This is a genomic window from Pseudomonas sp. RA_15y_Pfl1_P11 (assembly GCF_963970975.1).
Classification (GTDB): Bacteria; Pseudomonadota; Gammaproteobacteria; order Pseudomonadales; family Pseudomonadaceae; genus Aquipseudomonas; species Aquipseudomonas tritici.
In genome coordinates this window covers 112273-135544 of record NZ_CAXAOY010000019.1, presented here as the reverse complement: position 1 = coordinate 135544, position 23272 = coordinate 112273, and the positions used below count along the sequence as shown (strand labels likewise).

Annotated in this window: 18 protein-coding genes, 2 rRNA genes and 1 pseudogene; 14 read left to right on the top strand and 7 right to left on the bottom strand. The window is 59.3% G+C overall.

The features are described 5' to 3' along the window. The first annotated feature begins 185 nt into the window (after positions 1-185). From rrf (AACY44_RS22325) to AACY44_RS22315, 3 genes are all read left to right on the top strand, one after another. Positions 186-301 (top strand): 5S ribosomal RNA (rrf, locus tag AACY44_RS22325). Between the two features lie 109 nt (positions 302-410). Then, positions 411-526 (top strand): 5S ribosomal RNA (gene rrf / locus AACY44_RS22320). A 394-nt stretch (positions 527-920) separates the two neighbouring features. Next, positions 921-2801, top strand: a complete 1881-nt coding sequence (locus AACY44_RS22315) for a methyl-accepting chemotaxis protein (protein WP_339421222.1) — start codon at positions 921-923, stop codon at positions 2799-2801. A gap of 45 nt (positions 2802-2846) precedes the next feature. Here AACY44_RS22315 and AACY44_RS22310 read toward each other — a convergent pair whose 3' ends face one another. The 5 genes from AACY44_RS22310 to AACY44_RS22290 form a co-directional block, all read right to left on the bottom strand. Continuing rightward, entirely contained in the window at positions 2847-3305 is a 459-nt protein-coding gene (locus tag AACY44_RS22310) for an SRPBCC family protein (protein ID WP_339421224.1), read from the bottom strand. Between the two features lie 18 nt (positions 3306-3323). After that, the gene (locus AACY44_RS22305) at positions 3324-6701 is read right to left on the bottom strand and encodes an amino acid adenylation domain-containing protein (RefSeq protein WP_339428494.1); all 3378 of its coding nucleotides are present in this window, start codon (positions 6699-6701) and stop codon (positions 3324-3326) included. Beyond that, entirely contained in the window at positions 6698-7645 is a 948-nt protein-coding gene (locus AACY44_RS22300; RefSeq protein ID WP_339437476.1) for a diiron oxygenase, read from the bottom strand. The genes AACY44_RS22305 and AACY44_RS22300 overlap by 4 nt, the downstream gene beginning before the upstream one ends. Continuing rightward, on the bottom strand, positions 7642-8400 hold the full coding sequence (locus tag AACY44_RS22295; RefSeq protein WP_339437477.1) for a DUF3050 domain-containing protein: 759 nt from the start codon (positions 8398-8400) through the stop codon (positions 7642-7644). The genes AACY44_RS22300 and AACY44_RS22295 overlap by 4 nt, the downstream gene beginning before the upstream one ends. A gap of 336 nt (positions 8401-8736) precedes the next feature. Further along, positions 8737-9447, bottom strand: a complete 711-nt coding sequence (locus AACY44_RS22290) for a GntR family transcriptional regulator (RefSeq protein ID WP_339421229.1) — start codon at positions 9445-9447, stop codon at positions 8737-8739. Positions 9448-9665: 218 nt separating this feature from the next. Here AACY44_RS22290 and AACY44_RS22285 point away from each other — a divergent pair. Continuing rightward, positions 9666-9959: pseudogene (locus AACY44_RS22285) on the top strand (TonB-dependent receptor domain-containing protein); the annotation flags it as partial. 99 nt (positions 9960-10058) lie between these two features. After that, the gene (locus tag AACY44_RS22280; protein WP_339531071.1) at positions 10059-10628 is read left to right on the top strand and encodes a hypothetical protein; all 570 of its coding nucleotides are present in this window, start codon (positions 10059-10061) and stop codon (positions 10626-10628) included. 11 nt (positions 10629-10639) lie between these two features. On the opposite strand, the gene AACY44_RS22275 is transcribed toward AACY44_RS22280, so the two are convergent. Together AACY44_RS22275 and AACY44_RS22270 are read right to left on the bottom strand one after the other, a co-directional pair. Further along, on the bottom strand, positions 10640-11344 hold the full coding sequence (locus tag AACY44_RS22275; RefSeq protein WP_339531079.1) for a DUF3142 domain-containing protein: 705 nt from the start codon (positions 11342-11344) through the stop codon (positions 10640-10642). Then, positions 11341-13509, bottom strand: a complete 2169-nt coding sequence (locus AACY44_RS22270) for an outer membrane assembly lipoprotein YfiO (protein WP_339531069.1) — start codon at positions 13507-13509, stop codon at positions 11341-11343. Before AACY44_RS22270 ends, AACY44_RS22275 begins: the two co-directional genes overlap by 4 nt. A 174-nt stretch (positions 13510-13683) precedes the next feature. Between AACY44_RS22270 and AACY44_RS22265 the strand changes: the two genes are divergently transcribed. The 9 genes from AACY44_RS22265 (at position 13684) to AACY44_RS22225 (ending at position 23199) form a co-directional block, all read left to right on the top strand. Further along, positions 13684-15285: a glycosyltransferase family 39 protein gene (locus tag AACY44_RS22265; RefSeq protein ID WP_339428491.1), complete on the top strand. Its 1602-nt coding sequence runs from the start codon at positions 13684-13686 to the stop codon at positions 15283-15285. A 33-nt stretch (positions 15286-15318) separates the two neighbouring features. Beyond that, entirely contained in the window at positions 15319-15573 is a 255-nt protein-coding gene (locus AACY44_RS22260; RefSeq protein WP_339421236.1) for a DUF2789 domain-containing protein, read from the top strand. 88 nt (positions 15574-15661) lie between these two features. Continuing rightward, on the top strand, positions 15662-17155 hold the full coding sequence (locus AACY44_RS22255; protein ID WP_339437478.1) for a Fic family protein: 1494 nt from the start codon (positions 15662-15664) through the stop codon (positions 17153-17155). 299 nt (positions 17156-17454) lie between these two features. Beyond that, positions 17455-17721, top strand: coding sequence for a hypothetical protein (locus AACY44_RS22250; RefSeq protein WP_339428489.1), 267 nt, complete (start codon positions 17455-17457; stop codon positions 17719-17721). A gap of 460 nt (positions 17722-18181) precedes the next feature. After that, positions 18182-18592, top strand: coding sequence for a MarR family winged helix-turn-helix transcriptional regulator (locus AACY44_RS22245; protein WP_065872815.1), 411 nt, complete (start codon positions 18182-18184; stop codon positions 18590-18592). Next, complete coding sequence (locus AACY44_RS22240) at positions 18589-20667, top strand: FUSC family protein (protein WP_339421196.1); 2079 nt, start codon at positions 18589-18591, stop codon at positions 20665-20667. The genes AACY44_RS22245 and AACY44_RS22240 overlap by 4 nt, the downstream gene beginning before the upstream one ends. Then, positions 20664-20873 (top strand): DUF1656 domain-containing protein, encoded by a 210-nt coding sequence (locus AACY44_RS22235; protein WP_012721577.1) that lies wholly within the window; start codon positions 20664-20666, stop codon positions 20871-20873. Before AACY44_RS22240 ends, AACY44_RS22235 begins: the two co-directional genes overlap by 4 nt. Then, on the top strand, positions 20870-21760 hold the full coding sequence (locus AACY44_RS22230; RefSeq protein WP_339421194.1) for an efflux RND transporter periplasmic adaptor subunit: 891 nt from the start codon (positions 20870-20872) through the stop codon (positions 21758-21760). The genes AACY44_RS22235 and AACY44_RS22230 overlap by 4 nt, the downstream gene beginning before the upstream one ends. After that, positions 21757-23199 carry an efflux transporter outer membrane subunit gene (locus tag AACY44_RS22225; protein WP_339421192.1) on the top strand — a complete coding sequence of 481 codons (1443 nt, stop codon included), beginning with the start codon at positions 21757-21759 and terminating at the stop codon, positions 23197-23199. The genes AACY44_RS22230 and AACY44_RS22225 overlap by 4 nt, the downstream gene beginning before the upstream one ends. Positions 23200-23272: the final 73 nt, after the last annotated feature.

Below are 23272 nucleotides of genomic sequence, written 5' to 3'. Positions count from 1 at the left end.
AATACTAATTGCCCGTGAGGCTTGACCATATAACACCCAAGCAATTTGACTACTCTAACGAGCATCAGATTGCGGTGTGTGAAGACGATAGAACCGAAAGTTCGATCTCACGAAAACACCGAAAGCTATCACATACCCAATTTGCTGAAGCGAGGCCATGTGGTCACGACTCAGTACCCGAATTTCTTGACGACCATAGAGCATTGGAACCACCTGATCCCATCCCGAACTCAGTAGTGAAACGATGCATCGCCGATGGTAGTGTGGGGTTTCCCCATGTGAGAGTAGGTCATCGTCAAGATTAAATTCCGAAACCCCTGTTTGCTAACGCAAACAGGGGTTTTGTTTTTGTAGAAGTTCATGAATTTCATCGGCACGTTGCGAATGCAGCGAATCGGTACACAGAATTTCTTGACGACCATAGAGCATTGGAACCACCTGATCCCATCCCGAACTCAGCAGTGAAACGATGCATCGCCGATGGTAGTGTGGGGTTTCCCCATGTGAGAGTAGGTCATCGTCAAGATTGAATTCCGAAACCCCTGTCTGCTAACGCAGACAGGGGTTTTGTCGTTTAGATCAGCAATTCTGTATTGCTGTCAGACCTGATTGATCATCCGGGCATCCAGCCCGCAGTTCGCTGCATTATTGGTTGGTTTCATTTTCTATCGCAGGACCTAGACCAAGGTGCCTAAGCGCTCAAAGCGTTCGTTATCCAATCCTCGTACGACAACCATCGGTCGGTTTCCTGCGAAAAATGGCGATCCATCTTACATTTCCCTAAGTTTTGCCTCGGCTTGGCCGAAAGCCTGACAAGCCATGCGTGCACCGAGATAGAGCGGTCCAAGACTCCGCCTATAACGTTACATGGAATGTCCACTCGGCACGCTAACTCCCCTTTGGCAAAAGAAGTCGATGAAATGAATCTCAAGTTCAGTCATAAAATTCTGTTGGCCGCGTCAGGCGTTGTGGTTCTGGCCTTCGCGTTATTTACTCTCTACAACGACTACCTGCAGCGCAGTACCATCAAGCAGAACCTAGAGTCGTCCATCGCGCAGTCCGGTGAACTCACCGCCAGCAGTGTGCAGAACTGGCTTAGTGGGCGAATATTGGTGCTCGAAAGCCTCACGCAAAACGTCGCCCACCAAGGTGGTTCTGCCGACCTCCCTGGTCTGGTCGATCAACCGGCCTTCACCTCAAACTTCCAGTTCACCTATGTTGGCCAAACCAACGGCGTGTTTACGCAACGCCCGGACGCGAAAATGCCCGACGGCTACGACCCCCGTCAGCGCCCTTGGTACAAACAGGCAGTGGCTGCGGACAAGCCCATGCTTACACCACCGTATATGGCCGCAGTGGGTGGGCAGATCGTGACCATCGCGATGCCGGTGAAAAAGGACGGTGAATTGCTCGGCGTAGTCGGCGGTGACCTGAGCCTGCAGACCTTGGAAAAAATCATCAACTCGGTAGACTTCGGCGGCATCGGCCATGCGTTCCTAGTGAGCGGCGACGGCCAGGTCATCGTCAGTCCTGATCAAGGACAGGTGATGAAAAACCTCAAGGACATCTACCCCGGCACTCAGTTACGCATCGAGAAGGTCAGTCAGGAGGTCGTTCTCAACGGCCAGGACCGCATCCTGTCATTTACCCCTATCAGCGGTTTGCCCGGCGCAGATTGGTATATCGGTCTGTCGATTGATAAAGACAAAGCCTACGCAGCATTGGGCAAGTTCCGTACTTCCGCGCTGATTGCCATGTTGATCGCCGTGGTTGCGATTGCCGTGCTCCTGAGTGTGCTCATCCAAGTACTGCTGCGGCCTCTTACCACCATGGGTGTGGCGATGCAGGACATTGCGCAGGGCGAAGGTGACCTGACCCGTCGCCTTGCTGTCACCAGCAAGGACGAGTTCGGCGAAGTCGGCAGCGCGTTCAATCAATTCGTAGAACGCATCCACGCATCGATTTCGGAAGTGTCTTCAGCAACGCGCCAGGTGCACGACTTGTCCCAGCGTGTAATGGCCTCGTCCAATGCCTCTATCATCGGTTCCGACGAGCAAAGCGCACGCACCAACAGCGTGGCCGCTGCGATCAACGAACTGGGCGCCGCCACTCAGGAAATCGCGCGTAACGCCGCCGATGCCTCGCAGCACGCCAGCGGAGCCAGTGAGCAGGCCGATGATGGGCGCAAAGTGGTGGAGCAAACTATCCTCGCAATGTCGGCGCTGTCGCAGAAGATCAGCCTGTCCTGCACGCAGATCGAAACCCTGAACGCCAGTACTGACAACATTGGTCACATCCTTGATGTGATCAAGGGTATTTCTCAGCAAACCAACCTGCTCGCACTCAACGCCGCCATTGAAGCGGCACGTGCCGGTGAGGCCGGTCGAGGTTTTGCGGTGGTCGCTGACGAGGTGCGCAACCTGGCTCACCGCACCCAGGAGTCGGCCGAAGAGATCCACAAAATGATCACCTCGCTGCAAGTGGGCTCGCGTGAAGCGGTTACCACTATGAATGCCAGCCAGGCCTCCAGTGAAGAAAGCGTCGAGGTCGCCAACCAGGCGGGTGAGCGGCTGGTCAGCGTGACGCAGCAGATCGTCGAGATCGACGGCATGAACCAGTCCGTCGCCGCCGCCACCGAAGAGCAGACAGCCGTGGTGGAAACGCTCAACGTGGACATCAACCAGATCAACCTGCTGAACCAACAGGGCGTGGCCAATCTCAATGAAACCCTGAAGGATTGCGATGCGCTGTCGCAGCAGGCCAATCGATTGAAACAACTGGTCGATAGTTTCAAGATCTGACCCGCTGATTGATCGGGCAGGGGCGAGTGGCCTCGCTTCTGCCGTTCAGCCAAGCAACCGACGGACATTGTCCAGGGCGCGGTTGGCGAAGTCCTGCACAAACTGTTCAAACCCTGCGTTTGCCTCATCCATGGGCTCTGCAATAATCGTCCATGTCACCCTGGAACACTCCGCTCCTAGTGCTTCAACGCGGATCGCCGCCCATAACCTGGCCACGCCCAGGGTGTTATAGATTGTGGTCCAGGTCATATGCATGGCCTGCTCGTCCCGGCTATTGAGCTGCTCCACCACACAGTTACCATCGCGGAAAAATTTTGTACGCAAGGCGCCCACACCTGTGGCTGTCATTTCGATATGCGTCAGGTCAGGAATGAACACATCGAAGCCTGAAAAATTCCCCACCATGTTCCACAGGCGGGAGGCATGGCAGTCGACCACGACCGACGCGACTATTGGCTGGCCGTCCGGGTTGCGAATTAACGTATCGGGTTGCAGTGGTTTCATGAGGTTGTCCTGAGGCGTTCAAAGAAAGCCAATGGCCTTGAGGTAGTTGCAGCCTTTGCTCAACAGCGCCGAATCTTTTTCGGGGTAGTGTGCCCCCATCTGCTGGACGCCCTGCCGCGCATTGTCGTGGCGGATCATTGAGGTGTCTCCGATGTCTTCGTCGAGGCGCTCGAGATAAAAACCAAGCACGCCAAACAGTGCGTTCTCGTGGCTGACCGTTCGTATCTCCTCTTGCCAATGTGCAATGCTCACCCGCCTGAACCGGTGACCCGCTCGGCTGAAAGCATCCAGGTAACGCGCCCAGCTCAAAGGTTGTGGGTTGTGCAGGTTGAACACACTGCGATTGGCTTGAAAGCGGGTGCAGTGGAATGCAATGAAACGAGCCAGGAAATCCACCGGCATCAGGTCGAAGTTCAACGCCAGCCGCGGTACCAGGCCAAGTTGAAGTGAGCCCTTGAGCATCAGCATCAGCCGATTTTTCTGCGGCTGGCAGACCCCCGTGCGGCTATGGAAGCTGATATTGCCGGGGCGATGGATATTCACCCAGGCTCCGTGCTCCACCGCACGTCTCAGTTGCCGCTCGGCGACCCATTTGGACAGGTTGTAGCCATTCTGGATGTACAGCGGCAGCGTGGTCGCGGCGGGTGCCTCGAGGACATAGCCCTGGGTGTCCATGCTGCTTGAGGCTGACAGCGTCGAGATAAAGTTGAAGACCTTCTTGCAGTGCGTCTCACACAGGCGCAGGCATTCGAAGATGGGGTCAACGTTGTCCCTGGCCAGTGATGCGTAGTCCATCACGTGGTTGACCCGTGCCGCGTTGTGCACCAGCACACCGAAGTCCCGGGTGAGCGTGTCGTAAGCGTCGTTGGCCAACCCCAATCGAGGCAGGCTGATATCGGCGGCGAATACCTGCACCCGGCTCAGGTCCAGATGCTCCAGGCGGTACTCGCGCAACGCTTGGGTAAACCGCATCATCGCCGAATGCCCCGGCTCTTCACGCACCAGGCATGCCACCTGGGTTGCATGATCGGCCAGCAACGCCTCGACGATATGGGCACCAACAAAGCTGTTGGCCCCTGTTACGATCACTTTGTGCGGGTCGCCTGCGCGGTCCTCGGACAATATGTCGAGTGACCACTCCTGTTGTGCGTCGTGAACCGCCTGGCTAGAGGGCGCATCGGGTCGTTCCCCGTCCTCCACCCACGTTGCGAGGGTACGAATAGTCGGCGCCTCAATGAAGCGGCTCAACGAGAAGCTGCGGCCGAATTGTTCGCGAAAACGCAGTAAGAGGGTCGACAGCAAAATCGAATGGCCGCCGAGTTCAAAGAAACTCTCATCAATAGACAATTCATCCATGGGCAACGCCAGCAGTTCGATCCATAAGCGGGTCAATCGAATCTGAAGTGGGGTGTGCGCCGCATTGCTGGCAGTCTGCGAAACGGATTGAGCCGGTAATGCGAGCAAGGCTGCCCGGTCGACTTTGCCGTTGCTGGAACATGGCATGTGCGGCAACAGGCTCCAGAAACCGGGGTGCATGTAATCCGGCAGCCACTGTCGCGCGTGTTGCTGCAGGGCCGCCACGGTGGCCCCCGGTTCGGGTTGAGCGACAAAGCTACGGATCCTGCGGTCATGGTCAATCACCACTGCGACCTGGCGATACAGCCGGCTGTTACGCAAGCACTGCTCTATCTCTTGGGGCTCGACCCGAAAGCCGCGGATTTTCACCTGATCATCACGGCGCCCCCCCAGCACAATCCCGTCGGCGGTCCACTGTGCCAGATCGCCGCTGCGGTAAGCCCTCAGCGATTGGCCCCCAGGCACCGCCAGCTCCACGAAAGGGCTGGCAAGCTGTTGCCGCGCGTTCACATACCCCAGGCTCACTCCGGGGCCGATGATATATACCTCGCCCATGACCTGTTCATCTACCGGCTGCAGGTTCTCGTCAAGGATCAGCACCTGGCTGTTGGCGATGGGGCTTCCGACGTTGCGGTTGCTATCACCGGGGAGCAGCGTGCGATGGGTGACCAGCACCGTGGCCTCCGTGGGCCCATAGAGGTTGTGAAATTGGCACTGCCCCGCGAGGCGTTCGATTACATGGGGCTCGCACACATCGCCGCCGGTGAGCAGGTGCGTCAGGCCCAGCGGTTGATCGAGTGGCAGAATGCTCAGCAGCGCAGGCGGCAGGAAGGCGTGGGTGACGCGCTGCCGGTGGAGCAGATCCAGCAGTTGCTGAGGGTCTTGTCGTTGCTCTGCGCTGGGGACAATCAACTCGGCCCCTGCTATCAAGGTGGGGAAAATATCGATCAGCGAAGCGTCAACGCTCAAAGGCGAAAATGGCAGGACGCGGCTCAGCTCATCCAGGCTCATACAGGACCTGAACCAGGCCGTGAAATGCGCCAGGTTAGTCTGGCTGAGCAGCACACCCTTGGGTTGACCCGTGGTGCCTGATGTAAAGAGCGTCATGCAAGGACCGTCGGCGGGCGGGCGAGTCTGCATCAACGGACGCATGACGTCGGCGCTCCGCGGGTCGACCTTGCTGACATCCAGTGCAGTGAAGCGTCCTCGCAAGGGGTGCTGACCGGCGTCAAGCAATACCCGAGCTTGCGTGCTCTCAAGCATGACCTGATGGCGCTGAACCGGGTGGTCCGGACCCAGCGGTAGATACACGGCTGCGCAGCCCATCACCGCAAGAATGCTGGCGTACAACTCGATGGATTTTTCCAGGCACACGCCGACCACCGTTGGCGCCTGCCCAATCTCCAGCAACGGCTGTAGTTGCTGCTGTATCGCCAAGGCGTGAAGCTGCAATTGACGATAGATCACTGTGTTGCCGGCGATGTTCAGCGCCGGCCGATCGGCGAAGGTGCGAAGGCTGGCCTGCAACTGTTCGATCACGGGTACCTGGGCTTCCCGCATGACAACAGGGTCTTCTGTGCGGTTGAGCCGATGGACAAATGCCAGCGCGTCAAGCGCGTCCAAGCCTTGCTCGGGCCATTCATTGGCGGCCGCGTGCACAGAGAAATATCCAGTGTCCCGCGAGAATCCACTCACGTGCAGCGCGACCCACTCCACCAATGCATGGGTCACCCGCTGGCGCAGCCGTTGGCCGTTGCCACTGGGTTCTTCGGTGATGCCAAGCACAGCCGACAATCGCCGGTTGGGCCCATAGGCGCGCAGTTGCAGCGCGGGTAGCCCGTATTCGGTTACCGGGCCAACACCCAGGCGCAGGCTGAACACTGGGAGTCGATCTGCTGAGGCCCGCAGCGACTGACTGCCGTCATCGATCAACAAGTCGATGCCTTCATCACTCATGGCATGCCCATACTGCTCCAGCGCTTGCCTGAGGGAGGCCAAGACGCTGCTGGTGCCAGCAAACCCGATGGTCAGGCGCCTCATGTCAGCCTCCCGGGCACTGGCAAGTAATTGTCCAGCGCTTGCGCCACACTCGGCGTTTGCAGCAAACCGCTGTGTTGCAGGAAACCCAGAATGTTGTCCATCAGCGGGTGCCGACGGGTGATCGGGAAGGCCAGTGCCGTCACTTCATCGCGCAATGCGTTGCGCAGGCTTTCGCTGGTGTCGACGTGTTCGATCAAGTGCAGGTCGAAGTTTTTTTGCAGGTCGTTCGTCAGGTACTGAGCCAAGAATATCGGCAGCACCTGAGCGATGCTGTCGCGGTCTTCCGCGCTCGCCGTGTGCCAATACAGGCGTACGAGCCGTGTCCAGAATTGCGCGTGGCGGCCCTCATCAAACAGGTGATCGGCCATCAAGCCACGGATCGACGCTTTAACACTGGTGTCCTTGGCGAACGCCGCCACATCGTGGGTCACGGTGTTTTCGGCAATGGCCACGCCAATCAGTGCTATTGCATCGCGCAGGTGGGCTGGCGCCTTGGCCTGGGCCGCAGGCAACGCACGGTTCAATTCAATTTCCTTCGGTGGCTCCAACGGTTGTATGCCGGTCATGGCAACGGTTTGCTGGAGGAAATCCAACGCAACCAGTGCGTGATAGTCCTCGTCCACGACAACGGTCATCGCATCTACGCGGCAGGCAAGCGGGAAGGGCACCGAGAAGCGATTCTTGGCAATGCTGCGCGCAGTCTTGTCGACGATCTCAGTCTCGAAAATCACCACGTCGTTGATGAATTTGTAGAAGCTTTGCACCAGCACGAAATCGCGCCATTGCGGGCAGTGTTCGAGAAAGGTTGAACAGAGCACCAAAGGCTGGCGGCACACCGGGTAGATCAGCTTGTCATCGTCTTCCAGCAAACGGCGAGGACGTGTGCGGATGGTTGCGCGGCGCTCCCAGTCGTCGGCAATGGCGTGGTAGTCGGCTGCGCTCATGGGTGCACCTCCCGCAGAGAAGCCTGAACCTCATCCCAGAATGCGATACGGCTTTGCACGGCCGCGAGGGCGGCATTGTTGGCCTGTTGCGGGTACGTCGGGTCTGCACTGACCAGGCGTTGGAGCAACTGCTCTGCTGCTGGGCCATGATCCTGGGCGTCCAATTCGATGTGACGCTTGAGGTAAGCGCACAGTGTCGGCGCGTGGCGATGGATAAGCTCATCAGATTGCAGGATGCGCTCGAATATCGTCGGGATGACATGCTCGCGACCGTGCAGGAACGTTGCCGCTACACAATGGGTAGGCGCGTTCAGCGCGAGATGCAATGTGTCGCTGACGAAGCGGGCCACGCCGGGAAGAATTTCGACCTCACGCAAGGCGGCAGTCGCTTCCATGCCTTGGCGTTGCAGTGCAACAAAGCGTTTGATCGGCGAGGTGCTGGCGCCCACTTCGGCCATGGCCTCCAGATAGAGTTCGAAGTGGCTGCAATAGCCTTGCTCGGGATGCTCGTCTGACTCCTCACTCAGCAGGACCTCATTGATCAGGCGCGCTGCTTGCGGGTCGGCAGGTGGCAGCCAGGGCAGACGCATGCAGGTCAGGTCCCGTTGCAGACGTTTGGCGAGGGTCATGAAATCCCAGACAGCAAATATGTGGCTTTCCATAAAAAGTTGTAACTTTCGCAGGGAAGTTATTTCTGAAAATAACGAATGGCTGCATAACTGCAATTTTGCTGTTTCAAGTAACGGTTGATGCATGGTTGGTGCCTATAAGTTGTTGCGTCTGCTGTGAAAAACAGCGATGAGTTCTTGTGGTTGGCAAGAAGTGAATAGGTATGGGCCAGCCTTACGCGTGCAGGGCGCTTCTGATGAGGCGACTGCCGCGTCGAATGAAGTGTCTGGTTTAGTAATAAAAGATGATAAGCGGGTTGAACAACTTGGCGAGCATACAAATGTGTTAGAAGTTTTTCTAAATAATATTGGCTGTAAGTTAGTACCTTTATTGAAGGTGGGAAGTTTCGTCGGGGCGGGGTACTAACCGTTAGTTAGGGAACCCCGCAACACTGCAAGATCGAGACAGGAAAGCTGAAAGCCCTATTGCGTGCCTTTTTTGTCGCCGGCATCCAGGCCATTGAGGTATGCCGTGATTACCTCCATGCCTCGCATCAAGTGATTGCGCAGCGTCAGGATGCTTTCTTCGGTTTTTTTCTGTGCTACCAGGCTCAGCAGTTCGCGGTGATCTTCCTGGGACGTCTGGCCCAGCCCCATGGCCTCAAGGTTGTAACGCAGGAAACGCTCCTCCTCGTTCAAACCGTGCTCGACCAACTTGAGCAGCCGCTGGTTCGGGGCCTTGCTATACAGGGCCATGTGAAACAGCCGATTGAGGCGACCAATCTCGGTGTAGTCTTTTTCCTGCTCCAAAGCGACGATGATGGCGTCCGCCTCAGCGATATCGGTTTCAGTGAGCAAAGGGATGGACGAGCGCAGCGCTTCAGACTCCAGCAACATTCGCAGTTCATAGGTTTCGGCCGAGTTATCCTCGATCAACGGCGCGACGACAGCGCCCTTGTGGGTCACCACATGCAGCAGTGACTGGGCTTCCAGCTGGCGCAAAGCTTCGCGCACCGGCATGCGGCTAACCCCGAACAGGCTGGCCAATTCCTGTTGGCGCATGGCGGTACCGCAGGGCAACCGACCGTCCAAGATGGCATTGCGCAAGGTTTCTTCAATCACGGAGCGAGCGAGATGGGCGGGGATCGTTCCGCTGATCTTGATGCTGTTCAAAGGGGTCGGCTTCTGCGTCACGGTTACCTTATGCTCCTTATTAGAATGGGCATGGCTAATTGGATCCAATGCACACTAGAGACTGACCATAGGCTTGTCAAACGCGCACAGTTTCGGCTTGTAAGCGCTTCAACATAACGCTCTGAGCACCCACAGCCAGCCTCTATCGGGTCTTACGCACCCAGGTTCAACTCGCCTGCTATCGATCGGGAAATTGCAGTACAGGCAGCTAAGCGCTGGTCATTCGCGACACCCCGTTGGCCGGTCTCGGCGCAGGCCTGGGCGTACGCTACGCGCGCCAAAGCCTGGGCGACTACTACGAAGGCGCCTTCAACGTGCCATCCTACAGCGTCTACGACGCCAGCCTGAGCTACGACCTGAGCCGTTCGCCGCTTAAACCCAAAGGCGTGAAACTGGCGATGAACGTGCAGAACCTCACTAACAAAACCTACGTATCTAAGTGCACCACTAATCTGGATTGCTACTACGGGGAAAGGCGCGCAGTGGTGTCGAGCCTGACCTACGACTGGTAGGTAATCGGTTGTAGGAGGCCTCCTGATTGAGTGGGGTGTGAACCTTGAACGTCTTGCGAGCGTTAGCTTTCGGCTGGCAACCCTCGCGAGATACTGCCCATGCCCATCGCCGAAAATCCCTATGCCGCACCGCGCTCCAGCCTGAGCTGGATGCCGGTTCGTGAACCGATGTTTCTGGTCGTGGCCCCGCGCAAATTCCTCGTCATGATGCTGCTGACGCTGGGCGGCTACTTCGTCTACTGGCTCTACCGACAATGGACGTTTTATCAGCGGGCCACCGGCAAGAGGCTATGGACCTGGGTTCGGGTGCTATTTCCGGCGTGCTATTTCTGTTCGCTGATCCTCAGCGTGATGCGTGAACTGGAGCAGGGCGAATCTGCCTACCACTGGTGGCCACGTTGCCTGGCGGTGACGATTTTTCTGTGCGGGTGTTTGCCCTTCACGGTGTTGTGGCTGCTCTCACCGTTCGCCGCACTCGCTGTAGTTGCCTGCATCGCAATGTTGCAGGTCGCGCTGGCGTTGCAGTTGCAAGATGCGATTAATCATTTGGAGCAGGACCCCGACGGGGCGGGAAATACGCATCTCACGAGCGCCAATTGGATTGGAATAGTGGTTGGGCTGCTGGGAGGGGGGTGGGTTGTGACAGGCGTGGTGTGGGGCGCCGGTTGAGGGGGAGCGTTTCAAGGGTTCTGCAAAAAAACCACATACCCCCGAAACCACTCACTCCCTTGCAAATACCCAGGTTCCTCCCACGTCCCGCCTTGAATCAGCCCGATCTTGAACGGCAGTCCCAGTCGATTTATCCGTGGCAGATACGCCGCGTAGTCCGGAATGCTGTGGCGCCCTTGATAGGTCTGCACCACCACTTCATCCACCACGCCTTTGAGTTGCGCGATGGCGGCCGGGTCGGCGTTGCTGCTCCAATCCATCAGGCCAGTGATGCTCAAGCGCAGGTCGGCCGGCAGGCGTTGGCGCAGGTCGCGCAGGAAGTCGGCGTATTCGTGCAGGTATTGGGTGCGGGCGTCGAAGTCGATCTGGATGCCGACGACCGGGTTGCCAGCGTCGCGCCAGCGTTGCACTTGGCCGAGCAGTTGGCGGTAGACCGGTTCGGGCCAATGCAGGGTGTGGGCGCGGTAGACGATCCAGATTTCACCCTGGGTGATGCGCGGCACGCTGATGCCCTGGGCGATCATCTGCACGCCGCGCCCTGACGTGCGGCGGGTGGAGTTGATCTGGCCCTGAAGGATGTACAGGGTTTTGGCCTGCTTGAGCACCGGTTGAGGGGTGACGCCGCTCCACAGCCAAAAGGCGTCATAGTCGCGGGCGTCGACGGCGCCGAAGGCCGGGCTTGCCAGTAACAGCAAGCCTAGCCACAGGTGTTTCACCAGTAGTACTGCAGCGACTTGCCCCATTGGGTGTCACCGAAGCTGCTTTTGAGCTGGCGGAACCAGGCTTTGCGCACGGCAGGTTCAACGTCGTGCCCGCCGCAACTGTTGTAGCCGGACGGCCCGTAGCAGTTGATGGCGCGAAACAGCGCGTAGGCCCTGTCATTCTTCGGCGCCTTGGCATTGCCGATCACCTGTTTGTAGCCGTCCAGGCGCGAGAAGGTTTCACCCTTGAAGTCCGATGCGGTGCTGCCCAGGCTGCCGGCGGCGCGCGCCTGCTCCAATGGCATACCGTCCAGGCCGTTACGCAGGATGAATTCACCCAGGCAGTTCAGGCCCTGTGGATGTTTCGCGTCGTTTTGCAGGATAGCGGCGGTTTGCGTGATGGTTGGGCAGGCGTAGCCGGATTCGGCTTTATCGCCATTCCACTGGAACAGCTTCAAGGTCTGGCTGGCGCTGTAGACGTAGCCCAAGCTGGTACCCAGCTTATCTTCAGGGGCCGCGACCGGCAGTTGCTTGAGGTCCTCGGCGAATGTCGCGTACTGGCCGCGCAGCAGGTCTTTGTAGAGCAGCACGAATTGCGCGGTCTGGCGTTCCAGCGGGTCGCTGGCCTGGGCGATCTGCTGGCGCAACAGCTCAGGGCCTGCAACGTTGCGCAGCAGAATGTAGCGCACCTGCTTGGCGCTGATCGGCGAATCGGCGGCGAACACTTTGGCCAACTGGCCGCTGCGCTCGTAGTTCATCGCCAACGCCAGCTCAAGCTGGTCGCGTTGCAGCGGCATTTTCGCCAGGGGCAGCAGTTGCAACCATAGTGCTTCGGCGCCTTTCCAGTCTTGCTTGGCTTCCAGGGCCAGGGCGCGCAGGGTCTGTTGGCTGAAGGCGAAGTAATTCAGGCTCGACGGCACGCTCTGGGGCAACTGTTTCAAGGCGGCGTCCGGCTGATGCTCGATGTACAACGCACACACGGCCAGCAAGTAGTCGTACAGCTGCGGCGCGCTGGCGAATGCGGCTTTTTGCTTCTCCAAATCGGCGCGGGAAAGGGCGCGCTGGTGGCCGCCGCGCATCAGCATCAGGTCGCTGACAAGCTGGATCATCGGCGTGGTGACGGTCTGGCTATTAACCATCAATAGCTTGAGGTCGACCTCCTCCACCAGTTCGTCCACCGACACATTGCGCTGCGCATCAGTCGCCTGAGTCATCGCCCAGGCGTAGGCCTCGGCGAGCTTGGTGTTGTCACCCGCCAGCCAATACACGCGGCGCAAAAGGCCACGGGCGGAGGCCACGTAATCGCCCTGTGGATAAGTTTTCAGGTAGGTGAGGAATCCTTCTTCGGCATCGCTCAGGGCGGACTTATCCACAAGCTTAAGACGCGGCATGCCGTATTCGTCGAAGGCTTCAGCCTGGGCCTGGTTCAAAGCAGTGCGGGCGGTCATGTACAGCGCGGTTTCCTGCAGCCAAGGCACATTGCTGCTGCTGGCAGCGGCAAAACCGCGTTCAGCGTCACTGAAACGACCGCTGTAGAAGTCGGCGGCGGCCTGCAGGTAAGTGCGAAACAGTTGGCCGTCGGCGGACTGGATCTGCTGAGCGTCCACCACTTGGCCGTCCCAGGAGCAGGCGGTGAGCACCTGCAAACGCGCCTTCACCAGCACCTCGCGCTCGGCCGCCGGCATGTCAGCCTTGATCACCTGGCTGATAAATGCGGTGGCACTGTCATCGTCGTTGCTGCGGCAGCGGCTGCCCTCGCCATTGAGGAACGCTTCACCGGCGGTTTTATACTCGTCGCGCTTGATGCCCAGAGGCTGAAGCAGCGTATCGAGTTCGGCGGTGCGCGAGTCGTCCGGCTTGTTGTCGGGTTCTTCGTTTGTGCTGCGCAAAGGCGCCAGTCGATAGACCGGGAAAGGCACCGGGCCAAAGCCCTGGGCCAGGTCGTCTTCGCTCAAGGCATTGGGCGCCAGGGGCGCAGCCTTTTTGTCCGCCAGCAGCAGGCGCAGGTTGACGCGGCTGTCGTTGCCCGGGTTGAGGAAGGGTTGGTTGCTGCACGCGTCGAGACTGTCACGCGAGACCCGCCAATCGGGGTAGCACGAGTCGTCGGAGCTGGCCTGGGCCTGTAGGGTCATACCCGCGAGCAGTGCCAGTGCCAGGGGTGACAGAAAACCGATGCGCATGACGTGTCCTTGATCCTGAGTCCTTGGAGGAGGGCGATAATAGCGTGTTCCTACGGTCGCTTCGGAGAAGCCCTGCACAAATTGCCGATTTGTCGGGTCATAGAAGCGAATCAGGGGCTTTTGTCCTAGAGTGGCGATGTTTGCAGTTAGGCAATCAAGGGCAGGGAAATCTAGGTGCGTCGGTCTGTGGTAGAGCAAAACGAAAAGGTCGGGACGTTACCCGCACTCAACCGCCTCTCTTGGGACGGTGCCGGTTGGTTCAGCCGACTCTGGTGGGTGCCGATTCTGGCGCTGGCCATGGCCCTGCGTTTTTACAACCTGACGGCGGCGGCGATCTGGGGCGACGAAGGCTCCAGCCTGTTGCTCAGCGAATACGCCGCGGCCGACCTGTGGTTCCACGCGGCGCACGATGTGCACCCGCCGCTGTATTTTTTTCTGCTGCGCGGCTGGATTGAGCTGTTCGGCGACAGCATCTGGTCGATTCGCAGCATGAGCGCCGTCCCCGGTGTAGTCGCCGTGGGCCTGGGCGTCTGGCTGACGCAGCAATTGTCCACCCGGCGTGCGGCAGTGCTGGCGGGCATTCTGCTGGCGCTATTACCCACGGCGGTGCGCTACAGCCAGGAAGTACGCATGTATTCGCTACTGGGCGTGTGGTTGCTGGGCGCCACGCTGGCGCTGGTCTATTGGGTGCGTCAACCCGAGCGCACGCGTTATCTGGCGGCCTATGCCGTGTTGATGAGTGCTGGTTTCTACACCCATTACTTCACGGCGCTGTGCGTGCTTGTGCATTGGGCCTATCTGGGTGTGCTTTGGGGTACGGCGCCGCGAGACCAGCGCCTGATCACACGCCCGGCATGGTGGGTGGCTAACGCCGCGATTGTGCTGTTGTACCTGCCTTGGCTGCCGAACCTGCTGGACTTGGTGCAACACGTCGAACAGCTCAAGGTGGGCGGCGACATAGGCTGGGAAGAACCGGTCAGCCTGTTCTCCCTGCCTTCGATGATCTGGCAATTCGTGCTCCAGGATGAAGGCGTTGGCTTCTGGTCGCCGTTGTTCTGGCTGTTTCCGCTGCTGCTGGTGACTGTTGTGATCACCGCTTGGCAAGATCGCGAACGCTATCGACCGGCCAGCCTGCTGGCGCTGTTTTTCCTGTTGCCACTGCTGCTGGTCTACGGCGTGTCATTTGTATCCCCAGTGTTTATCGAGCGCTACCTGACGGTATACGCCTTGGGCTTGCCGATTCTTGTGGCGATGGCTATCGACCGCCTGCCGTCGCGGTTTTCACTGCTGGGGGTGGCGCTGTTTGTGCTATTTGTCGGCGTCGAACTGGTGGGGTTGAAGAACAACTTTGCCGTGGATGAGCACGACCAGTTCAACGTGCCGGTGGCATTCGTCAACCGCAACTACCAGCAAGACGACCGCATCGTCCTCAGCGACATGATGTGGTACCTCAGCTACGTGTATTACGACCAGACCGACGCCCAATTGCAGCTCTACACACCGCCCAAACCCGACGGCACGCCCACTCGGCCGAACGCGTATGGCTTCGGTACCTTGGTCGACCAGGACGGCGGGCGCATCTATCTCGACCATCTGTCGGCACTGCCCGCTGACACCCGCCGCGTGTGGCTGATCAGCAGCAACGAAGCACCGGATGATTTCGCCCCGCTGCCAGAGGGCTGGCGCGAACTCAGTCGCCAGGATGGCGGCGGCGCCAGGGCTAGGTTGTTTGTGTTGTGCAACGTACCGTCGGCGCAACCTGAGGGCTGTCGCTAGACTGGGTTAATTCTTTCATCGCAGGAGCCCGTCATGGAATCGCCCGTGCATAGTTTGCCGTCACTGTTCAAACAGCTGGGTCTGGAGAATGACCCGGTGAGTATTGAGAGGTTCGTGGCGGTTCATTCGCCGCTCAAACCGGAGTTGAAATTGGCGGATGCGTTTTTTTGGACCGATAGCCAGAGAGCGTTTTTACGTGAGGAGATTCTAGAGGATGCGGATTGGGCGGTGGTGGTGGATGAGTTGAATCTGATGTTGCGGGGTGGGCGAGAGGTGCAAAAAATTTAGAAAAAACGCTGAAAGTTGAAAAAAACTGATGAGGGTTGAAAAAAACTGGGCTTTAATCGCGTAAGTGAACTTTTTCTGAGGTTGCGCGATGTCTCTGGTTGGCTATGCCCATCTCCATCGATCTCTCGGGTTAAAAGCCATCGCGCCTGCCCGCGCAGCGATGATTAAGCCTGTCACTCGGATTTCGACGATCGGTGATTGCCTGGCGGTACCTCACGCTGTTGCACCGTCGGCTGACTCAGTGCTCGACCATATTCTTTTTGCCCTCAAGCATGAAGGTATCAACCTCGGCATCCTGGCTCAGGCGCTGGAAGCCGTCACTGCCGAGCAACTGCTGCAAGAACTGGAAAAAGCCCCTAACGGCGTGTTCATCCGCAAGGTGTGCTACCTCTGGGAGGGGCTGACCCTTCAACGGCTGGATTACAGCAAACCGATCAACAGTCGTGTGTCTCCACTGTTTGATCCGCAGCGCTACGTGACGGGCCCGTCGACGCGAAATTCCCGTTGGCGCATCGACTTCAATGGTTTGGGCTCTTTGGCTTATTGCGCGACGGTCGAGCGTACGCCAGAAATCGACACTCTGCTGAGCGTCGATATCTTGGGGCGCGCCAAATCCTTCATGGCCACCCTACCTCCCGAAATGATGGACCGCGCGATCCAGTGGGCTTACCTGCATGAAACCCGCGACTCGTTCGCCATCGAAAAAGAACAACCCAGCGAGGAAAAGTCCCGGCGCTTCGTCCAGCTGTTACGTCAGGCCCACGAAGGCAGGCTGCTGACCGAGGATTATCTGGTCGAGCTGCAAAACAGCACTGTTTCCAACCCCTTCGACAAAGCCGTCGCGTTTCGCCACGAACAGAACCACCTGCACAATGGCCTGCGCGGCGCGGCGGGTGTCAGCTACGTACCGCCCTCTCCTGAGCTGTGCCAGGAGCTGATGGAAGAGCTGATGGCGTTCGCCAATCAACCTGTGCGCGAGGTTGATCCTCTCGTAGCTGCGGCCGTCACCGCGTTTGGCTTCGTATTCCTGCACCCGTTCATGGATGGCAACGGTCGGCTGTCCCGCTTCTTGATCCACCAGACGCTATGCCACTACGGCGCACTGGAACACGGCTTACTGCTGCCTGTCTCCGTCGCGATGAAGCACGAAGAACACGCCTATCTGGAGGCACTCAAGGCGTTCTCCCTGGCGACGCGAGAATTCTGGAACGTCATCTGGCTGGACGGCGAACAAATGGCCTTCGATTTTATCGGCCACCCGTCGATTTACCGCTATTGGGATGCAACGCGCTGCGTCGAATTCACCCTGCAAATGGCCCGGCGCGCGCTGGAGGTGGAACTGCGCGAAGAGACAGAATTTCTCGACCGTTATGACCGGGTGATCAAGGCCGTGAATCAGCGCTTCGACGTGCGGGGTAGTGATCTGTCGAAGCTGGTGATGATGTGTCTGGACAACGAGGGCAAGGTTTCCAAGCATCGGCGCAAGCAGTTTCAGTACAGCGTGCCCGAGGAGGTGTTTGAGTTTATTGAGGAAGAGGCCCAGCGCGCTATGTACGAAGCTGGGAAATTTCCTACCGACTAAACGGAGGTGGATGATAGTGAGCAGAGTGAGGAGTCCGCTATTAACACGCGCTGATTCCTCCCTCTGGACACAGCATGAAACGCCCGATCCCTCGCGCTGAAATTGAAAATTATGACCTCACACATATCATTCTCATCTTTGGATGAAGGCGCAGGGTTCTATGGCGGCTGTACGCGGGAGATCTTCGGATCTGCCGGGTTTCACAGATAACCGGTTCGCCAACCTGCGTACAGCTGCCACCTTTTCTTGTTTGGCGACGAGAGCGAGTGGTTCAAACCATTATCTGTGAGGTTTTATCGATGGACCAATACAAACCGTTTCAAACCAATCTCACCAGCGTTCCGGTCCTGGCCTTCAACATCTTCGCCCCCTCGCACCTGCTCCACGAAACGGCGCGCAGTCGCATCCGTATTGGCACAGAGCTGTTGGAAACCCTCACCGCCAAAGCGGACAGCCAGAACCTGCATCATTTGGTCACGGCCGCACTGGTCTCGCTGCGCGATGGCCTGGACATGATGAGTGAAATCCAGCGCCGACTGGACGGGCAAGCCGAACAGCAAGCCTGAAACCAACGCTGATCTAAATGTGGGAGCTGGCTTGCCTGCGATAGCCATAGGTATCTACACATCTTTAGCCATCCCCCGGCGTAGCAGCTGTCGAGCCCCGGCGAGGCTGCGTCAGCGGTGTGTCAGACAGGCCGCAAACGCAGCCTCGCTGGGGCTCGACAGCTGCTACGCACTATCACAGTGAAAATGTGTAGATACTTATGCTGCGATAGCGGAGTGTCAGTCGACATCTACCTCGACTTGACCACCGCCATCGCAGGCAAGCCAGCTCCCACATGGGGTTTGCAGCGATTCAAATGGCTCGTCCGCGCTCAGGCACGCTTTCTCCACCCACACCGCCCACCACCCATCACTAAATTGTTTCAAAACTTGACGCATATGGTCTCATCCACCATATTGATAGTTAGCAAACTAACTGTATGCGAACTATCCAGTGCCTCAATCCCTCGAACAACTCCAGATGAACCTCAGCAGCAGCATGGTGGTGGGCGCCCGTCACTGGCGCAAAATCTGCCAGACCACGCTGGTGAGCTACGGCATCTCCGAAGCCTGCGCCGTGCCGCTCTTGATGATCGGCCGCTTGGGCGATGGCGTGCACCAGGTCAAAGTGGCCCAGGCCTCGGGCATGGAAAGCCCGTCGCTGGTGCGCCTGCTCGACCGGCTGTGCACCGACGGCTACGTGTGCCGCACAGAAGACGTCCACGACCGTCGCGCCAAGTCCTTGAGCCTCACCGAGCGCGGCCGTGAGCTGGTGCAAGCGGTGGAGGCGCAACTGGTGCGTCTGCGTAAGGACGTACTGGCGGATATCGCCCCCAACGATCTGGAAGCCGCGCTGCGTGTGTTGCGCGCCTTCGAGGCGGCGACGCTTTGAACGGATTTTTTACCGGTTTTCCGCCCGCCCGTGACTGGTTCTATGGGGTACGTACCTTCGCGGCGTCGATGGTCGCGTTATATATCGCCATGCTGATGCAGATGCCGCGTCCGTATTGGGCGATGGCCACGGTGTATATCGTCTCAAGCCCGTTTGTCGGCCCTACCAGTTCCAAAGCACTGTACCGCGCCATCGGCACCTTCATGGGCGCAGCGGCGGCGGTGATTTTCGTGCCGATGTTCGTGCAGTCGCCTTACATGCTGGTGGTGGTGATTGCCTTGTGGACGGGCACTTTGCTGTTTCTGTCCATGCACCTGCGCACCGCCAACAACTACGCCTTGATGCTCGCCGGCTACACCTTGCCGCTGATCGCCTTGCCGGTTGTGGATAACCCCCTGGCTGTGTGGGATGTGGCCGAAGCGCGTACCGAAGAAATCTTCCTCGGCATCGTAGTCGCGGCGGTGGTGGGCGCGATGTTCTGGCCGCGCCGTCTCATGCCGGTGTTCGATGGCTCGGTGACCAAATGGTTTGCCGACGCCCAGGTTTATAGCCAGCGCTTTCTGACCCGCAACGTTGAGCCTGAAGAAATCAGCACGTTGCGCGGCGGTATGGTCGCCACTTTCAACACCCTCGAACTGATGATCGGCCAGTTGCCCCACGAAGGCGCAAGGCCGCAGACGGTGCGTAATACCAAAGAGCTGCGCGGGCGCATGATTCACCTGCTGCCAGTGGTGGATGCACTCGACGATGCGCTGTATGCCATCGAGCATCGCGCGCCGGAGTTCCTGGATAAAATCACGCCGTTGCTGGAAGCGACCCGCCAGTGGCTGGAAAACACCCAGGACAGCGCGCCGATGGACAGCTGGCGCGCCCTGCGTGATCAGGTCGATGCCCTGCAACCCCACGGCAAAGCGCTGGACGATCGCCACACGCTGCTGTTCTCCAATGCGCTGTACCGTTTGGGTGAATGGATCGACCTGTGGCAAGACTGCCGTAGCCTGCAAGCCGCCATCCAATGTGAAAGCCAGGACAGTTGGCGCGCGGTCTACCGCCACTGGCGCCTGGGCCGGCTCACGCCGTTCCTCGACCGTGGCCTGATGTTCTACTCGGCGTTCTCCACCGTCACCGCGATCATCGTTGCTTCGGTGCTGTGGATTTTGCTGGGTTGGACCGACGGCGGCAGCGCAGTGATCCTGGCGGCTGTCGCCTGCAGCTTCTTTGCAACGATGGATGACCCCGCACCGCAGATCTACCGGTTCTTTTTCTGGACCGCCATGTCGGTGTTGTTCGCCAGCCTCTATCTGTTTTTGGTGCTGCCCAACCTGCATGACTTCCCGATGCTGGTGCTGGCGTTTGCCGTGCCGTTTATCTGCATCGGCACGCTCACCGTACAGCCGCGATTTTACCTGGGCATGCTGCTGACGCTGGTGAATACCTCGTCGTTTATCAGCATCCAGGGCGCCTATGACGCGGACTTCCTCAACTTCGCCAACGTCAACCTGGCTGGGCCGGTGGGCTTGCTGTTTGCCTTCGTGTGGACACTGATTGCGCGGCCGTTCGGTGCTGAACTGGCGGCCAAGCGCCTGACGCGTTTCAGCTGGCGCGACATCGTCACGCTCACCGAGCCCGCGACCCTGGCCGAGCACCGGCACATGGCTGTGCAAATGCTCGACCGCCTTATGCAACACTTGCCGCGCCTGGCCCTGATTAACCAGGACACCGGCACCGCCTTGCGCGATTTGCGCGTGGCGCTGAACCTGCTCGACCTGCTGGCTTACTCACCGCGCATCCTCGGTGTGCCACGGGTGCTGCTCAGTCAAGTGGTGGAAGGTGTGGGCGGTTACTTCAAGGCGTGCCTCAAGGCCGGTGAACGCTTGCCGGCGCCCAGCGGTCTGCTGATGACGCTGGACCGCACGCGTCGCGCCCTCAACGGCCAGGGTTTGCAAGACGAAGATGACACCCGCCTGCACCTGCTGCACGCGCTGGCCGGTTTGCGCCTGTCCCTGCTGCCGGGCGTGGAATTCATTGGCGGCACCGAGGTGCAAGCGCCGCTACCCGATGGAGCGCCTTTATGATCGGTGATCTGGATATCAGCGGGGTGTTCCTGCCCACGTTGCTGGTGCTGATGGGCATTACTTATGTGTTGTTTCTGGTGGTGCACGGGTTGTTGACCCGCGTCCACTTCTATCGCCTGGTCTGGCACCGGGCATTGTTCAACGTGGGACTCTACGCGCTGTTGCTGGGCGCGGTGGACTCACTCAGTCGATACCTGATGACATGAAAAAACCTTTTTTGACCATCGGCCGTGTCGTCCTGACGCTGTTGATCGTGACGTTTGCGGTCGTCGTTGTGTGGCGCATGGTCATGTACTACATGTTTGCCCCCTGGACCCGTGACGGCCACATCCGTGCCGACATTGTGCAGATCGCCCCGGACGTGTCCGGGCTGATCCAGCGCGTCGACGTGCGCGACAACCAGTTGGTAACCAAGGGCCAGGTGCTGTTCGCCGTCGATCAGGACCGTTTTAAGCTGGCCCTGCGCCAAGCCCAGGCCGCCGTGGCCGACCGCCAGGAAACCTTGGCCCAGGCCCAGCGCGAGTACAAGCGTAACCGCGGCCTCGGCAACCTGGTGCCCCGCGAGCAACTGGAAGAAAGCCAGTCGCGCGTGGCCCGGGCCCAGTCTGCCCTGGCTGAAGCCCAGGTGACGGTGGACTCTGCCCAGCTCAACCTTGACCGCTCGGTGATCCGCAGCCCCGTGGACGGTTACGTCAACGACCGTGCGCCGCGTGCCCAGGAGTTCGTCACCGCCGGGCGCCCGGTACTGTCGGTGGTGGACAGCAATTCCTTCCATATCGATGGCTATTTCGAAGAAACCAAGCTCGACGGCATTCATGTCGGCATGAGCGTGGATATCCGCGTGGTTGGCGACAACGCTCGCCTGCGTGGCCATGTGCAAAGCATCGTCGCCGGTATCGAAGACCGCGACCGCAGCAGCGGCTCCAACCTGTTGCCCAACGTCAACCCGGCGTTCAGCTGGGTGCGCCTGGCCCAGCGGATTCCAGTGCGCATTGCGTTTGACGATGTGCCAGCGGACTTCCGCATGATCGCCGGGCGTACGGCGACTGTCTCGATCATCGGCGATAAGGTTAAAGACGGAGACAAACCATGAAGCAGCTGTTGGCGAGCGCCGCGCTGGGTTTGCTGCTGTCGGCCTGCCAAGTGGTGGGCCCGGATTACGCACTGCCGGATAAAGCCGCCGTCAACCGTGGCGATCTGCAAGGGCAAATCGCTGGGGAGGGCAACAATGTGGTGTCGGCGCCGGTGCCGGCCGACTGGTGGAAACTGTACAAAGACCCACGCCTGGATGAGCTGGTGCGCCAGGCGATGGCGTCGAACACCGACTTGCGCGTGGCGGCTGCGAACTTGCAGCGTGCGCGCTTTCAGACCCAGCAAGCGGAATCCGCAGGCGGCTGGAGCCTCGGCGCGAAGGCTGAAGCCCAGCGTCTGCAAGAGTCTGGCGAAGCGTTTTTGCTGACGGAAAAAGTCCCGGTGGGCAATATTGGCAGCGTTGGTATCACCACGTCCTACCAGTTCGATCTGTTCGGTACGCTGCAACGCGGCATCGAAAGTGCCCAGGCCAGTGCCGATGCGGCCCAGGCGGCTGCTGATATTGCGCGCATCACCCTGGTAGCCGATGTCGTGCGCTCCTATACCCAGGTCTGCGCCGCGAACGAAGAGCTGGCGATTGCCAATGAGTCCCTCGACCTGCAGGCCCAAAGCACTAAGCTCACCCAGCGTCTGCGTGACGCCGGACGTGGCGATGAAACCCAGGTGACGCGCTCGCAAACCCAATACAAATCCTTGCGCGCCGACATGCCGCGCTACCAAGCATTGCGCCAGGCCGGGCTGTTCCGCCTGTCGATGCTGTTGGCCAAGCCGGTGGACCAACTGCCGGCGGGCACGGGCACTTGCGCCGAGCTGCCGCACATCGCCCAATTGCTGCCGGTTGGCGATGGCGCGGCGTTGCTCAAGCGCCGTCCCGATGTGCGTCAGGCCGAACGTCAACTGGCCGCCGCCACCGCGAGGATCGGCGTGGCGACGGGCGCGCTTTACCCGGATATCAGTATTGGCGCCACGGTGGGGACCGTTGGCCTGCTCGAAAACCTTGGCCAGCCTGCGACCAACCGTTGGGGCTTTGGCCCCATGATCAGTTGGACAGTGCCGACCAACGGCGCCCGCGCGCGCGTTCACGAAGCCGAAGCCGCCACCCAGGGCGCCCTGGCGCACTTTGACGGCGTGGTGCTCAATGCCATCCGCGAAACCCAGACCGGCCTGGCGCAGTACACTGCGCAACTGCAACGCCGCGATGCATTGGCCGAAGCCGGCGAATCGGCCAAGGAAGCAGCAGGGCAGACCCACCGCTTCTTCCAGGCCGGCCGCGCGTCGTTCCTGGCCGACCTGCAAGCCACCCGCACCTACACCGATGTGCGCGCGCAACTGGCGGCGGCCAACACCCAGGTTGCCATGAGCCAGATCGATTTGTTCCTGGCCCTGGGCGGCGGTTGGGAAAGCGGACGAACGCAAGCGTCACAACCCGGCAAACCCTGAGCGAATAGCTATGCTTTGACAGGCGGACCGCCGCGACGATCCGCCTGTCACTGCTCGCGTTTGCTCATGGGGA